The 14570-nt window shown below is 67.3% G+C and carries 16 protein-coding genes; 15 read left to right on the top strand and 1 reads right to left on the bottom strand.

Features of this window, described 5'->3' with window-relative positions:
* Nucleotides 1–79: 79 nt before the first annotated feature.
* A complete protein-coding gene (locus tag QMX79_RS16205) occupies nt 80–1012 on the bottom strand; it encodes a DUF3011 domain-containing protein (RefSeq protein WP_282247646.1) in 933 nt (310 codons plus the stop codon).
* 158 nt (nt 1013–1170) lie between these two features.
* On the opposite strand from QMX79_RS16205, the gene aspS reads away from it, so the two are divergent.
* The 15 genes from aspS (at nt 1171) to pal (ending at nt 14511) form a co-directional block, all read left to right on the top strand.
* Entirely contained in the window at nt 1171–2922 is a 1752-nt protein-coding gene (aspS, locus tag QMX79_RS16200; protein ID WP_282247644.1) for an aspartate--tRNA ligase, read from the top strand.
* Nucleotides 2923–3016: 94 nt separating this feature from the next.
* The gene (locus QMX79_RS16195; protein WP_282247643.1) at nt 3017–3355 is read left to right on the top strand and encodes a DNA primase; all 339 of its coding nucleotides are present in this window, start codon (nt 3017–3019) and stop codon (nt 3353–3355) included.
* A gap of 20 nt (nt 3356–3375) precedes the next feature.
* A complete protein-coding gene (locus QMX79_RS16190; protein WP_210130899.1) occupies nt 3376–3897 on the top strand; it encodes a GNAT family N-acetyltransferase in 522 nt (173 codons plus the stop codon).
* Nucleotides 3898–3992: 95 nt separating this feature from the next.
* A complete protein-coding gene (locus QMX79_RS16185; protein WP_282247642.1) occupies nt 3993–4625 on the top strand; it encodes an alpha/beta fold hydrolase in 633 nt (210 codons plus the stop codon).
* Nucleotides 4626–4701: 76 nt separating this feature from the next.
* Nucleotides 4702–5433, top strand: a complete 732-nt coding sequence (locus QMX79_RS16180) for a YebC/PmpR family DNA-binding transcriptional regulator (RefSeq protein ID WP_068853759.1) — start codon at nt 4702–4704, stop codon at nt 5431–5433.
* A 77-nt stretch (nt 5434–5510) separates the two neighbouring features.
* Nucleotides 5511–6032: a crossover junction endodeoxyribonuclease RuvC gene (ruvC, locus tag QMX79_RS16175; protein WP_282247640.1), complete on the top strand. Its 522-nt coding sequence runs from the start codon at nt 5511–5513 to the stop codon at nt 6030–6032.
* Nucleotides 6033–6042: 10 nt separating this feature from the next.
* The gene (gene ruvA, locus QMX79_RS16170; protein WP_068853757.1) at nt 6043–6633 is read left to right on the top strand and encodes a Holliday junction branch migration protein RuvA; all 591 of its coding nucleotides are present in this window, start codon (nt 6043–6045) and stop codon (nt 6631–6633) included.
* A gap of 46 nt (nt 6634–6679) precedes the next feature.
* The gene (locus QMX79_RS16165; protein WP_282247638.1) at nt 6680–8599 is read left to right on the top strand and encodes a potassium transporter Kup; all 1920 of its coding nucleotides are present in this window, start codon (nt 6680–6682) and stop codon (nt 8597–8599) included.
* 99 nt (nt 8600–8698) lie between these two features.
* Nucleotides 8699–9739: a Holliday junction branch migration DNA helicase RuvB gene (ruvB, locus tag QMX79_RS16160; protein WP_282247637.1), complete on the top strand. Its 1041-nt coding sequence runs from the start codon at nt 8699–8701 to the stop codon at nt 9737–9739.
* Nucleotides 9729–10160 carry a tol-pal system-associated acyl-CoA thioesterase gene (gene ybgC, locus QMX79_RS16155; protein ID WP_282247636.1) on the top strand — a complete coding sequence of 144 codons (432 nt, stop codon included), beginning with the start codon at nt 9729–9731 and terminating at the stop codon, nt 10158–10160. Before ruvB ends, ybgC begins: the two co-directional genes overlap by 11 nt.
* A gap of 10 nt (nt 10161–10170) precedes the next feature.
* Entirely contained in the window at nt 10171–10950 is a 780-nt protein-coding gene (gene tolQ / locus QMX79_RS16150; RefSeq protein ID WP_282247635.1) for a protein TolQ, read from the top strand.
* Nucleotides 10951–10973: 23 nt separating this feature from the next.
* Nucleotides 10974–11402, top strand: coding sequence for a protein TolR (gene tolR / locus QMX79_RS16145; protein ID WP_068853752.1), 429 nt, complete (start codon nt 10974–10976; stop codon nt 11400–11402).
* Nucleotides 11392–12453 (top strand): cell envelope integrity protein TolA, encoded by a 1062-nt coding sequence (gene tolA, locus QMX79_RS16140; protein ID WP_282247634.1) that lies wholly within the window; start codon nt 11392–11394, stop codon nt 12451–12453. Before tolR ends, tolA begins: the two co-directional genes overlap by 11 nt.
* A gap of 154 nt (nt 12454–12607) precedes the next feature.
* Nucleotides 12608–13930, top strand: coding sequence for a Tol-Pal system beta propeller repeat protein TolB (gene tolB / locus QMX79_RS16135; protein ID WP_068853750.1), 1323 nt, complete (start codon nt 12608–12610; stop codon nt 13928–13930).
* A gap of 65 nt (nt 13931–13995) precedes the next feature.
* Nucleotides 13996–14511 carry a peptidoglycan-associated lipoprotein Pal gene (gene pal / locus QMX79_RS16130; protein ID WP_068853749.1) on the top strand — a complete coding sequence of 172 codons (516 nt, stop codon included), beginning with the start codon at nt 13996–13998 and terminating at the stop codon, nt 14509–14511.
* Nucleotides 14512–14570 lie beyond the last annotated feature (59 nt).

Genomic DNA, 14570 nt, shown 5'->3' with positions numbered 1-14570 from the left:
TTGTTTATAAGAGACAGGCCCCATAATGCCGCGCGCCGCCTGCGGGTAGGGCCCGACGGTTGGGGGGGCCGCCGTCCGGTCAACGCGCGCCAAACCTCGCCCGGCACCCGTTGCTGACCCATACCATGCTCGGCCGATAGCCCCAGCTGCGGTTTTCGACGCAGCTGCTGCCCGAGAGCTGCTCCAGCAGCACCGGCCGGCCCTGGCGTGAATCCCAGGCGCAGGTCTGCTGGCGGTTGCCATTGCTGCTGCAGGTCACGCTGTAATTGCTGCCGCCCCCGCCACCGCCCCAGTTGCCGCGCGATTCGGCGAACTCACCGCGGCAGCCGCGGGTGACCCAGATGGTGTTGCCGCGCATGCCCCAGGTCTGGTTCTGCACGCAGGCCGACCCCGAGATCTGCCGCACCAGCGCGGCATTGCGCCACGGGGTAGGGCAGCTGCGCTCACGGTTGTCGTTGCTTTCGCAGCGGATGGTGCTGCCCGGGCCGCCGGTACCGGGCCCCCAGCCGCCCCCGCGGCCTTCGACGAATTCGGCCCGGCAGCCGCCACTGACCCAGACCTGGCCATTGCGGGAGCCCCAGTTGTTGCCTTCCACGCAGCGGGTGCCGGAGATCTGCCGGGACAGGCGCGCGCTGCGCCAGCCGGTGGTGCAGACCCGCTGGCGGTTGTCGTTGCTTTCGCAGCGGACCACCCCGTTGTTGCCGCCGCCGCCCGGGTTCCAGCCGCCGCCGGAGCCGCCCAGCGAGGTGGCGATGTCCTGCTTGATGCGGGAAAAGCCCCAGGAGGAGCGGTTGACCTGGGCCAGGTAGAACTGCATCTGGTCGTCGGGAATGCGCCGGCCCCCGGACTGCTCGGCGTATTCCTGGGCAATGACCCGCTGCTGGTCCTGGACCGACAGGGTGCGGAGGTTCTCCGGGGCGTAGGCCCGGGCATTGACCTGGGCCTGGGCCGGCAGCGACGGGGCGCCGCAGGCCAGCAGGGCGGTGAAACAAGCGACAGCGAGGCGGTTCATGGCAAATCCCCTTGCGCATGGTGGTGCGCGGACTATAGGTACGGGCCGGATTAAGCCCGTGTGACCGTCCGGATTTGCCCGATCGGGTCGCCGGCCGCAGAATAACGGGCTGACCGGTGCCGCCTGGCGCCGGCAATCTCCTGCGGAGCTTTACCCCCATGCGTACCCACTTCTGTGGCCTGGTCGACGAGACCCTGATTGGCCAGACTGTCACCCTCGCCGGCTGGACCGACGTTGCCCGCAACCTGGGCGGCGTGTGCTTCATCGATCTTCGCGATCATGAGGGCATCGTGCAGGTGACGGTGGAGCCTGAGAACGCGGAGGTGTTCAAGGTCGCCGCCAGCCTCGGCTACGAGGACGTGCTGCAGGTGGAAGGCGTGGTGCGCAAGCGCCATGCGGTGAACGACAAGATCCGTACCGGCCAGGTCGAGATCGTCGCCACCCGCATCACCGTGCTCAACAAGGCCGAGCCGCTGCCGTTCCACGCCCACGAGAACCCGGGCGAAGAAACCCGCCTGAAGTACCGCTACCTGGACCTGCGCCGCCCGGAAATGCAGCGCATGCAGCGCACCCGCATCAAGCTGGTGCAGGCGCTGCGCCGCCACCTCGATGGCGACGGCTTCCAGGACATCGAAACCCCGATCCTGACCAAGGCCACCCCGGAAGGCGCGCGCGACTTCCTGGTGCCGGCGCGGATGCACCCGGGCGAGTTCTATGCCCTGCCGCAGTCGCCGCAGCTGTTCAAGCAGATCCTGATGGTGGCCGGCTTCGACCGCTACTACCAGATCGCCCGCTGCTTCCGCGACGAAGCCCTGCGTGCCGACCGCCAGCTGGAATTCACCCAGCTGGACATGGAGTTCGCCTTCGTGCGCGAGCGCGACGTGCAGGACTACGTGGAAGGCATGATCCGCGCCATCTTCAAGGAAGTGGTCGACGTGGAGCTGGCTGCCAGCTTCCCGCGCATGACCTGGGCCGAGGCGATGCGCCGCTATGGTTCGGACAAGCCGGACCTGCGCATCAGCCTGGAACTGGTGGACGTGGCCGAGCTGGTCAAGGCCAGCGAGTTCCCGGTGTTCGCCAGCGCCGCCGCCGACCCCGATGGCCGCGTGGCCGCGCTGCGCATCCCGGGCGGTGCCAGCCTGTCGCGCAAGCAGATCGATGAGTACGCCGCGCACGCCGCCAAGTACGGCGCCAAGGGCCTGGCCTACATCAAGATCGCCGAGAACGGCGAAATCAGCTCGCCGATCGCCAAGTTCTTCAGCGAAGAGGCGTTCGCCGCGCTGGTCGCCCACGTCGGCGCCGGCAACGGCGACATCGTGTTCTTCGGCGCCGGTGGCTACAACAAGGTGTCCGACTTCATGGGCGCGCTGCGCCTGAAGGCCGGCAAGGACTTCAACCTGGTCGCCGCCGGTTGGGCGCCGCTGTGGGTCACCGATTTCCCGATGTTCGAATACGACGACGAAGCCCAGCGCTACGTGGCCCTGCACCACCCCTTCACCGCCCCGGCGGTGGACGACATCGCCGACCTGCGCGCCAACGCCAAGACGGCCGTGTCGCGCGGCTATGACATGGTGCTCAACGGCAACGAGATCGGTGGCGGCTCCATCCGTATCCACCGCTCGGACATGCAGAGCACGGTGTTCGAGCTGCTGGGCATCGGCGCCGAAGAGGCCGAAGCCAAGTTCGGCTTCCTGCTCGACGCGCTGCGCTTCGGCGCGCCGCCGCACGGTGGCATCGCCTTCGGCATCGACCGCATCGCCGCGCTGATGGCCGGCACCGAATCGATCCGCGACGTGATCCCGTTCCCGAAGACCACCGGCGCGCAGTGCCTGATGACCGGCGCCCCGTCGCCGATCCCGGATGAGCAGCTGGCCGAAGTGCACATCCAGGTCCGCCCGCGCAAGAATTGATGCTGCGAACGATTCGATCGCATCATCGCACCATCGCGGTAGCGCCGGCCGTTGGCCGGCCTCCTCATCCTTACATCGTCCAGGAGATCCAGCAGTGAGCGAGTTTGCATTCGTAGTGGAATGGGAAAAGCTGGGCAACGCAGGCGCCGATGCCAACCTGGTGACCGAGCGCGCGCGCGTGTTCGGTGGCTGGCTGGTGCGCGTGGGTACCAACCCGGCCGCGATGGCGCTGACTTTCGTCGCCGATGGCGAAGGCCGCTGGGACGGTGAGGACTTCGGCGTCGAGGATTACGAGGACGACGAAGAGGAAGAGGGCGAGGACGAAGACGAAGAGTACGAAGAGGGCGAGGAAGACGAGGACGAGGAGGAGTACGAGGAAGAGGACGAAGAAGACGGCGAAGAGGAAGACGCCGCCAAGGGGACGCAGGCCTGAGGCCTGCCCCGCACCCCTCCATGTACACCATCCGCCGCGCCGGCCCCGAAGACGCACCGACCCTGTCGGTACTGGCCACCCGTACCTTCGTGGAAACCTTCGGCCATCTGTACCCGGCCCAGGACCTGCAGGACTTCCTGGACGAGGCCTACGCCGAAGACCGCCAGCGCGTGATCCTGTCCCACCCCGATTACGCGGTGTGGCTGCTGGAGCTGGATGGCGTGGCCGTCGGCCATGCCGCCGCCGGCCCCTGTGGCCTGCCGCACCCGGACGTGCAGCCGGGTGATGGCGAGCTCAAGCGCCTGTACCTGATCAAGGAGCAGCAGAGCTGCGGCTGGGGCAGTCGCCTGCTGGAAACCGCGCTGACCTGGCTGGAACGCAACGGCCCGCGCACCCTGTGGCTGGGGGTGTGGTCGGAGAACTTCGGCGCCCAGCGTTTCTATGCCCGCTACGGGTTCAGCAAGGTGGGCACCTACGAATTCCCGGTCGGCCAGGTGCGCGACCTGGAATTCATCCTGCGCCGCCCGCCGCAGGCGGCCTGAACGGCGGCGGGTTTCACCCGCCGTTCCTTCGTCCATTTGTCTAATGACACCGTTCCCTACCTCTGGATCGGTTTCGCACCGGCTACGCTGAGCACATGACTCCCCCCGTTTTACTGCTGCACGGCATCTGGAATGCCCGCGCCTGGGTTGGCCCGTTGGCCTGGCGCCTGCGCGCACGCGGCTTCAGCGTGGATACCTTCGGCTATTCCAGCGTGTTCGGCGGCCCCGACGTGGCCGTGCCGCAGCTGTTGAAGCGGCTGCAGGACAGTGGCCCGGTGGCGCTGGTCGGGCACAGCCTGGGCGGGCTGGTTGCACTGGAGGCCCTGCGCCGGCAGCCGGACCTGCCGGTGTCGCGGGTGGTCTGCCTGGGCTCGCCGCTGCGCGGCAGCGGTACGGCCCGTTCGCTGGCCGAGCATGGCTGGTCGCTGGCGCTGGGCCGCAGCAGCGAGCTGCTGCTGGATGGCCTGCCGGCTTGGGAGGGCAGGGCGCAGGTGGGGCTGATCGCCGGCTCGGTGCCGCATGGACTGGGCAGCCTGCTGGGGGCCTGTGGCGACGCCTCCGACGGCACCGTGGCGCTGGACGAGACCCGCCTGCCGGGCCTGGCCGACCACTGCGTGGTGGCCGCCAGCCACAGCGGGCTGGTGTTTTCCCCCGATGCCGCCCGCCAGACGGCCGCTTTCCTGCGCGACGGCTGCTTCCGCCCGGACCGGGCCGCGCACGCCGCCTGAGCCCCGGCTAACACGGTGAGGGCGGCCGATCAGGTAGAATCCGCGCCCTGTTCCTGACGCAAGCACGGAAACACCCATGGGTAGAGGCCCTTCCATCGAAAACCGCAAAAACGCGTCTGACGCGAAGCGCGGCAAGATTTTCACCAAGATCATCCGTGAGATCGGCGTAGCCGCGCGCGGCGGTGGAGGCGACCCCAACAACAACCCGCGCCTGCGGGTGGCCATGGACAAGGGCCTGGCCTCGAACATGTCCAAGGACGTGATCGAACGGGCCATCAAGAAGGCCACCGGCGAGCTGGAAGGCGTTGAATACGAAGAGATCCGCTACGAGGGCTATGCCCCCGGTGGCGTGGCCGTGATCGTGGACTGCCTGACCGACAACCGCGTGCGCACCGTGGCCGATGTCCGCCACGCGTTCAGCAAGTGCGGCGGCAACATGGGTACCGAAGGCTCGGTGTCCTTCATGTTCAAGCGCATGGGCGTGCTGCACTTCGCCGGCGGCGCCAACGAGGACGCGGTGACCGAAGCGGCCATCGAGGCCGGCGCCGATGACATCGTGGTGTACCCGGAAGACGGCGCCATCGACGTGCTGACCGCGGCCGACATGTACCACGCGGTCAAGGATGCGCTGGAGGCGGGCGGGCTGAAGCCGGACCACGCCGAGCTGACCTTCCGCGCCGACAACGACATCAAGGTCGAGGGTGACACCGCCCTGCAGGTCAAGAAGCTGCTGGACATGCTGGAAGACCTGGACGATGTGCAGGACGTGTTCTCCAACGCCGACCTCGGCGCGGACGCCTACGCCTGACGTCCATGCCCCCGTCTCGCCAAGTGCGACGTCGGGGGCGGACAATGCGGACCATGATGACTCCCGACGTTCCACGCATGATCCGCATCCTCGGCATCGACCCCGGTTCGCAACGCACCGGGGTGGGCATCATTGACGTGGACCCCACCGGCAAGGTGCTGCACGTGCACCACCTGCCGCTGGTGCTGCTGGGCGCCGACGACTTCCCCAACCGCATGAAGCTGCTGGTGCTGGGGCTCAACGCGCTGGTGGAGGAATACCGCCCGCACGAAGTGGCCATCGAAAAGGTGTTCATGGCGCGCAACCCCGATTCGGCCCTGAAGCTGGGCCAGGCGCGCGGCGCGGCCATCTCGGCGGTGGTCATGCGCGACCTGCCGGTGCACGAATACGCGGCCAGCGAGATCAAGCTGGCGGTGGTGGGCCGGGGCGGGGCGGAGAAGCAACAGGTCCAACACATGGTCGGGCTTATGCTCAACCTGAAAACCAAGCTGCAGGCCGACGCCGCCGATGCGTTGGCCGTGGCCATCACCCACGCCCATGTAAGGGCAACGGCGCAGCGCCTGGGCGTCAATGCCCGCCAGGCCTGGAGCCGGAAATGAGGACATCTGCATGATTGGTCGTCTGCGTGGGATCGTGGCGTACAAGGCGCCGCCGTGGCTGCTGATCGACGTCAACGGCGTCGGCTACGAGCTGGAGGCGCCGATGAGCACCTTCTACGACCTGCCCGAGCTGGGCCGCGAGGTCACCCTGTTCACCCACTACGCGCAGAAGGAAGACAGCGTGTCGCTGTACGGCTTCCTGCGCGAGGGCGAGCGCCGGTTGTTCCGCGACGTGCAGAAGGTCAGCGGCATCGGCGCCAAGATCGCGCTGGCGGTGCTGTCCGGGGTGAGCGTGGATGAGTTCGCCAAGATGGTGCAGGCCGGTGACATCACCGCGCTGACCCGCATTCCGGGCATCGGCAAGAAGACCGCCGAGCGCATGGTGCTGGAGCTGCGCGACCGCGCGGCCAACTTTGGCGGCGGCGGTGCACCCATTGCCGGCGCGGCGCCGGCCACCGACCCGGTGTCCGAAGCCACCGTGGCCCTGCAGCAGCTGGGCTACAAGCCGACCGAGGCCGCGCGCATGGCGCGCGATGCCAACGCCGAGGGCGATGATGTCGCCACCGTGATCCGCAAGGCCCTGCAGGCCGCGCTGCGCTGAGCGCGCCGGCCTTTTCCCATACCGACCGACGCCCTCCCGGAGTCCCATGTCCACCTCTTCCACCCAGCACGACAGCGGCCACCACGGGCACGGCCATGCGCCGGCCGCCAGCGGCCTGGCCCTGATCGTCGGCGCCATCGGCGTGGTGTTCGGCGACATCGGTACCAGCCCGCTGTACACCCTGAAGGAAGCGTTCTCGCCGCATTACGGCCTCAACAGCGACCACGACACCGTGCTGGGCGTGCTGTCGCTGGCGTTCTGGGCGCTGAACATCGTGGTGACGCTGAAGTACGTCACCATCATCATGCGCGCCGACAACGACGGCGAGGGCGGCATCATGGCGCTGATGGCGCTGACCCAGCGCACCCTGCGCCACGGGTCACGCTCGGCCTACGTGGTGGGCATCCTCGGCATCTTCGGCGCCTCGCTGTTCTTCGGCGACGGGGTGATCACCCCGGCCATTTCGGTGCTGGGCGCGGTAGAGGGCCTGGAAGTGGCCGCCCCCGGCCTGCATGCCTTCATCGTGCCGATCACCGTGGTGGTGCTGCTGGCGGTGTTTGCCGTGCAGCGCTTCGGCACCGAGAAGATCGGCAAGCTGTTCGGGCCGATCACCTCGATCTGGTTCATTTCGCTGGCCGCGATCGGCATCTGGAACATCGTGGATTCGCCGGAAGTGCTCAAGGCCTTCAACCCGATGTGGGCGCTGCGCTTCTTCCTGGAGCACGGCTGGCACGGCATCTTCATCCTCGGCGCGGTGGTGCTGGCGGTGACCGGTGGCGAGGCGCTGTATGCGGACATGGGCCACTTCGGGGCCAAGCCGATCCGCCACGCCTGGTACTTCTTCGTGCTGCCGTGCCTGGTGCTGAACTACCTGGGGCAGGGCGCGCTGGTGCTCAACAACCCCGAAGCGGTGAAGAACCCGTTCTTCGAAGCGGTGCCGGAGTGGGCGCTGTACCCGATGATCATCCTGGCCACCATGGCCGCGGTGATCGCCTCGCAGTCGGTGATCACCGGCGCGTTCTCGGTCTCGCGCCAGGCCATGCAGCTGGGCTACATCCCGCGCATGCGCATCACCCATACCTCGCACGACACCATCGGCCAGATCTACATCCCCGGCATCAACTGGGGCATCGCGGTGATGGTGATCGGGCTGGTGCTGGCGTTCCGCAGCTCCTCCAACCTGGCGGTGGCCTACGGCATTTCGGTGTCGGCCACGATGCTCATCGATACCCTGCTGCTGGCCCTGGTGGCCCGCGCGCTGTGGCCGACCTCGCGCTACTGGATCATCCCGCTGTGCGTGGTGTTCTTCGTCATCGACCTGGGCTTTGTGATCGCCAACGGCGCCAAGCTGCTGCAGGGCGCGTGGTTCCCGGTGGTGCTGGGCATCGTGCTGTTCACCATGATGCGCACCTGGCGGCGTGGCCGCGAGCTGCTGCGCGATGAGATCCGCAAGGACGGCATCCGGCTGGATACCTTCCTGCCCGGGCTGATGCTGGCCCCGCCGGTACGGGTGCCGGGCACGGCGGTGTTCCTCACCGCCGACCCCTCGGTGGCCCCGCATGCGCTGATGCACAACCTCAAGCACAACAAGGTGCTGCACGAGCGCAACGTGTTCCTGCACGTGGAAACCCTGCCCATCCCGTACGCGATGGAAGGCAAGCGCCTGAAGATCGAATCGGTGGGCGATGAGTTCTACCGTGTGTTCGTGCGCTTCGGGTTCATGGAAACCCCGGACGTGCCGCTGGCGCTGATGCGCTCGTGCGACCACGGCGGGATCTATTTCGACCCGATGGACACGACCTTCTTCGCCAGCCGCGAAACCATCGTGGCCACCGCCAACCGCGGCATGCCGATCTGGCGCGACAAGCTGTTCGCGCTGATGCACCGGAACGCGGCGCCGGCCACCGGGTTCTTCCGGATTCCGGGGAATCGATTGGTGGAACTGGGCGCCCAGGTCGAGATCTGAGGCGACGACCGACCAACGGTCGGCCGCTACCGCGTGATTTTCAATGCCCCGGTAGGTGACGACCGTTGGTCGTCACCCGTTTTGCCGCATAATCGCGGGATGACCGACGACCGCATCATCGGCGCCGGTGCCACCCGCGAGGATGACACCACCGACGCCAGCATCCGCCCCAAGCGCATGGCCGATTACCTTGGCCAGGCGCCCGTGCGCGAGCAGCTGTCGATCTACATCGAAGCGGCCAAGGCCCGTGGCGATGCGCTGGACCATGTGCTGATCTTCGGGCCGCCCGGCCTGGGCAAGACCACCTTGAGCCACGTCATCGCCAACGAGCTGGGCGTGGCGCTGCGGGTGACCTCCGGGCCGGTGATCGAAAAAGCCGGCGACCTGGCCGCGCTGCTCACCAACCTGCAGCCGCACGACGTGCTGTTCATCGATGAAATCCACCGCCTGTCGCCGGTGGTTGAAGAAGTGCTGTACCCGGCGATGGAAGATTTCCAGATCGACATCATGATCGGCGAGGGCCCCGCGGCCCGCTCGATCAAGATCGACCTGCCGCCGTTCACCCTGATTGGCGCCACCACCCGGGCCGGCCTGCTGACCGCGCCGCTGCGCGACCGCTTCGGCATCGTGCACCGGCTGGAGTTCTACACCCCCGAAGAGCTGACCAGGATCGTCCGGCGCTCGGCGGCCATCCTTGGCATCGACTGCACCGCCGATGGCGCGGCGGAAATCGCGCGGCGTTCGCGCGGCACCCCGCGTATCGCCAACCGGCTGCTGCGCCGGGTGCGCGACTACGCGCAGGTCAAGGCCGCCGGCCACATCGACCAGGACGTGGCGCAGGCCGCCATGTTGATGCTGAAAGTGGACCCGGAAGGCTTCGATGACCTCGACCGGCGCATGCTGCGCACGCTGATCGATTACTTCGACGGCGGCCCGGTGGGCGTGGAATCGATGGCCGCGGCCCTGTCCGAAGAGCGCGGCACGCTGGAAGACGTGGTCGAACCCTACCTGATCCAGCAGGGCTTCCTGGTGCGCACCGCGCGCGGCCGCATGGCCACCCAGAAGGCCTACCGCCACCTGGGCCTGAAGCCGAAGAACCCCCCGGCCGACCTGTTCGCGGAGGTCCCCGATGTCGGTTGACCCGCGGTTCAGTTGGCCGACACGCATATATTGGGAAGATACCGACGCTGGCGGGGTGGTCTACCACGCCCGCTACGTGGCCTTCATGGAACGGGCGCGCACCGAATGGATGCGGGCCCTCGGCTACGGCCAGGAACGCACCCGCACCGAGCATGGCCTGGTGTTCGCGGTCCGGTCGATGACCATGGAGTTCCTCAGGCCGGCGCGGCTGGACGACGCGCTGGACGTGACCGCCACGCTGGTGCAGTGCAAGCGCGCCAGCATGGTGTTCGACCAGACGGTGTGTCGCGGCGATGAAACGCTGCTGACCGCGCAGGTGAAAATCGCGGCACTGGACGCTGCCACATTCAAGCCGCGCGGTATGGACGATGTTCTCCACGCCGCGCTGAAACCCCACGAAATTCAAATAGCCGCATATTGAGGAACAACGGATGATCGGAATGCTCCTGGCCCTGCAGGCCACGGTGGTCGAAGCGCTGCCGCAGGAAGTCACCAGCGCCGCGTCGCAGACCGTCGCCCAAGCCGCGCACGGCGGTGGCATCAATTACCTGGACCTGATGATCAAGGCCAGCCTGCCGGTGAAGATCATCGTGCTGCTGCTGCTGGCCGGTTCGTTCATCAGCTGGGTGATCATCTTCCGCAAGTCGCGCGTGTTCAACGCCGCCAACCGTGAAGCCGACGAGTTCGAAAGCCGCTTCTGGTCGGGCGCCGACCTGGGCAAGCTGTACAGCGCCGCCACCGACCGCAACCGCAAGGTAGGCGGCCTGGAGGCGATCTTCGAAGCCGGTTTCCGCGAATTCACCCGCCTGCGCGACAAGCGCCGCCTGGATGGCCGCGCCCAGCTGGAAGGCGCCCAGCGCGCCATGCGCACCACCTTCACCCGTGAAGTGGACCAGATGGAGCGCAGCCTGGAGCTGCTGGCCAACATCGGTTCCACCGCCCCGTACGTGGGCCTGGTCGGCACCGTGTTCGGCATCACGGTGACCATGCACGACATGATCAACAGCGGTGAGCAGGCCGGTATCGCCTCGGTCGCGCCGGGTATTTCCGAAGCCCTGTTCGCCACCGCCATCGGCCTGTTCGTGGCCATCCCGGCGGTGTGGGCCTACAACCGCTTCACCAGCCGCGTCGAGCGCCTGTCGGTCCGCTTCGAAACCTTCGCCGAAGAGTTCAGCTCGATCCTGCAGCGCCAGTCCGCGGGCGACGAGTAAGCGCCCAGCACAAGGACACTGCCATGACCGCTGCCATCGGCCGCCGCAAGCGCCGCAAGCTCAAATCCGAAATCAACGTCGTGCCGTACATCGACGTCATGCTGGTGTTGCTGATCATCTTCATGGTCACCGCGCCGCTGCTCACCCTGAGCTTTGAAGTGGACCTGCCCAGTTCGCAGGCCAAGGCGCTGGAGAGCAAGCAGGACCCGGTGATCGTCTCGGTCCGCCTGGACGGCCAGCTCAGCCTCAAGCTGCCCGAAGCCAAGGAACCGGCGCCGATGGATGCCGGCCAGCTGCAGGCCCAGCTCGGCGCGCTCGCCGCACAGGACAAGAACCTGCGCGTGATCGTGGCCGCCGACAAGGCCGTGGCCTATGAAAAGGTGGTCGCGGCGATGGACGTGATCAAGCGCGCCAACGTGGAAAAGGTGGGCCTGGCGACCGATGCACGCTGAAGCCCTGCCACCGCAGCGCCAGCCGGAAGGCCAGTGGGGCCTGCCGATCGCCTTGGCGATCCTGGTCCACGTACTGCTCGCGCTGGTGTTCATCGCCGCCTGGCTGTGGTCACCCCAGCGCAGCACCGAAGCGGCCGCCGGCGATCCGGCCATTGAAGCCAGCCTGCAGCTGTCGGCCTCGGAAGCCGCCGCGGCACGCCAGGCGCTGCGCGCCTCGGAAAAACTGCCTGACCTGCCCGAGCCGGTGGCCGAGCCCATCCCGGTGGAAGAAGACACCGTGCCGCCGCCGCAGCCGCTGCCCGAGCCGCGCCCGCAGGACGCGCCCACCCCGCAGCAGCAGAACGCCCAGGAGCGCATCGCCCAGCCCGATACGGTCGACCAGGCCGCGGTCAACGCGATGTCGATCTCGGCCGAGAAGGCCAAGCAGGAACAGGAAGCCAAGCGCCGCCAGGAGCAGATCGACCTGACCGAGCGCAAGCGCGTGGAAGAGGCCGAGCAGAAACTGCGCCTGGCCAAGCAGCAGGAAGAGGCCGCGCAGAAGAAGAAGCTGGCCGAGCAGGAACAGAAAGCCAACGACGTAAAGGCCGAAGCTGAGCGCCAGAAGAAGATCGCCGAGCTCCGCAGCCGCCGCGAGGCGGCAGAGAAGGAAGCCAAGCTGGCCGAGCAGAAGCTGCGCCAGCTGGCCGCCGCCCGCGCCGCCGCAGGGCAGTCCACCGCCGGTTCCAGCGGCGCCGCCCAGCCGGCCGCCGGTGGCGGCGGTACCAGCGACGACCTGCGCGCCAAATACGCGGCAGCGATCCAGCAGAAGGTGCTGGCGTCGTGGACCCGCCCGGACAACGTGCCGTTCGGCCAGCGCTGCAAGATCGTGATCGTGCAGCTGCCCGGTGGCAACGTGAACTCGGCCAAGGTCAGCCCGGATTGCCCGTTCGACGAGGCCGGCCGCCGCTCCATCGAAGCGGCCGTGCTGAACGCCCAGCCGCTGCCGTACCGCGGCTTCGAAGAGGTGTTCTCGCGCCAGCTCAACTTCACCTTTACCGCCCAGGACAACTGATCCCGGGCGGGCAGGCGGTGCCCGGTTTCGTTAATGGCCCGTGATTTTTCCTGGGGCGACCACTCGGATTTCACACCCGGTTGGTTCATGATTGCGAAACTGTTCACCGCACTGCTGTTATCCCTCGTTCTGGTTTTCCCCCTATAGAGCGCCCATGAAGAAGATGCCTCGCTGGTTTGCCGTGTTCGCGGCTTTGTTGTTCCTGCCACTTGCCGCCGCTGCGCAGCAGAGGGGCCTGGACATCGACATCATCGGCGGCAACGCCTCCGCGCTGCCCATCACCGTGGTGCCCATGCCCTACCAGGGCTCGGCGGCCGCCCCGCAGACCGACGTGGCGCAGGTGGTCCGCGCCGACCTGGAGCGTTCGGGCCAGTTCCGCACCCTCCCCGAAGCGCAGATCGTCGAAAAGCCCACCCGTGGCGGCGAGATCCAGTTCGCCACCTGGCGCGCGCTGAAGCAGAACTACATCGTGGTCGGCCGGGTCATGGACGCCGGTGCCGGCGCCTACCGGGTCGAGTACGAGCTGTATGACGTGCCCAAGGGCGAGCGCCTGCTGGGCCTGGCGATGACCGCCCGTGGCAATGCCATGCGCGACGTCGCCCACCAGATGGCCGACGCCATCTACGAGAAGATCACCGGTGTGCGCGGCGCCTTCTGGACCCGCATCGCCTATGTCACCGCCAGCGGCAAGGGCGATGCCATGCGCTACGCGCTGATGGTGGCCGATTCGGACGGCTTCAACCCGCAGACCATCGTGCGCTCGGCCGAACCGCTGCTGTCGCCCTCGTGGAGCCCGGACGGCAACCGCCTGGCCTACGTCAGCTTCGAGCGTGGCAATTCGGCGATCTACATCCAGAACATCGCCACCGGCGCCCGTGAGCTGGTCACCAGCTTCCGCGGCATCAACAGCGCCCCGTCGTTCTCCCCGGACGGCCGCCGCCTGGCCCTGTCGCTGTCGCGCAGCGGCAACCCGGAAATCTACGTGATGGACCTGGGCAGCAAGCAGCTCACCCAGCTGACCAACCACTTCGCCATCGACACCGAGCCGACCTGGAGCGCCGACGGTTCCAGCGTGTACTTCACCTCCGACCGTGGCGGCCGCCCGCAGATCTACCAGGTCTCCTCCAGCGGTGGCAGCGCCTCGCGCGTGACCTTCCAGGGCAACTACAACGCCACCCCGAGCATGTCCTACGACGGCAAGAAGCTGGTCGTGGCGCAGGGCAGCGGCAATACCTACAAGATCGCGATGATGGACAGCAGCCTGGGCTCGCCGCGCTGGAGCACGCTGTCGCCGGGTTCGCTTGACGAGTCCCCCACGTTTGCGCCCAACGCAAGCATGGTGCTGTATGCCGCCCGCGAGGGTGGTCGTGGAGTGTTGTATGCCGTGTCGGCTGATGCGCGCGTGCGCCAGCGGCTGGTCCTGGCCGACGGTGATGTTCGCGAACCTTCTTGGTCGCCATACCGTACAAAGCGCTAACAGAGTGTTAAGATCCGCACGTATTCATCCCTACATCCGGCTTTAGGAGCCTCAAAGGTAACTACATGAACAAGACCACCCGCGTTTTGCTTGTCTCCCTGCTGTCCGTGGCCGCTCTGGCCGGTTGCTCCAAGAAGGTCAAGGAACAGCCTGCTGCTCCGGTCGACACCGGCAGCACCTCGCAGCCGACCGGCCCGTCGACCTCCGGCCTGTACGGCCCGGGCGACCTGGACACCGACGCCTGCCTGCGCCAGCGCGTTGTGTTCTTCGACCTGGACCAGGATGCAATCAAGCCGGAATTCCAGGCTCAGATGGCTTGCCACGCCAAGTACCTGCGTGACCGTCCGTCGGCCCGCATGACCCTGCAGGGTCACACCGACGAGCGCGGTTCGCGCGCCTACAACCAGGCCCTGGGTGAGCGTCGTGCCAACGCCGTGTCCTCGGCGCTGCAGGCCAACGGTGGTTCGGCCAGCCAGATCACCGTCGTTTCCTACGGTGAAGAGCGTCCGACCTGCACCGAGTCGAACGAAGGTTGCTGGTCGCAGAACCGTCGCGTCGAAATCGTCTACACCGCGCAGTAATCCATGCGCATCGGCATCACATCCCTGATGCTGGTCGTTGCGGCAGCCCTCGTGGCTGC

The organism is Stenotrophomonas sp. PS02300, assembly GCF_029959395.1.
GTDB lineage: Bacteria > Pseudomonadota > Gammaproteobacteria > Xanthomonadales > Xanthomonadaceae > Stenotrophomonas > Stenotrophomonas maltophilia_AD.
Note: the sequence above shows the minus strand (reverse complement) of the source record. Positions and strands in the feature narration are given on the sequence as shown.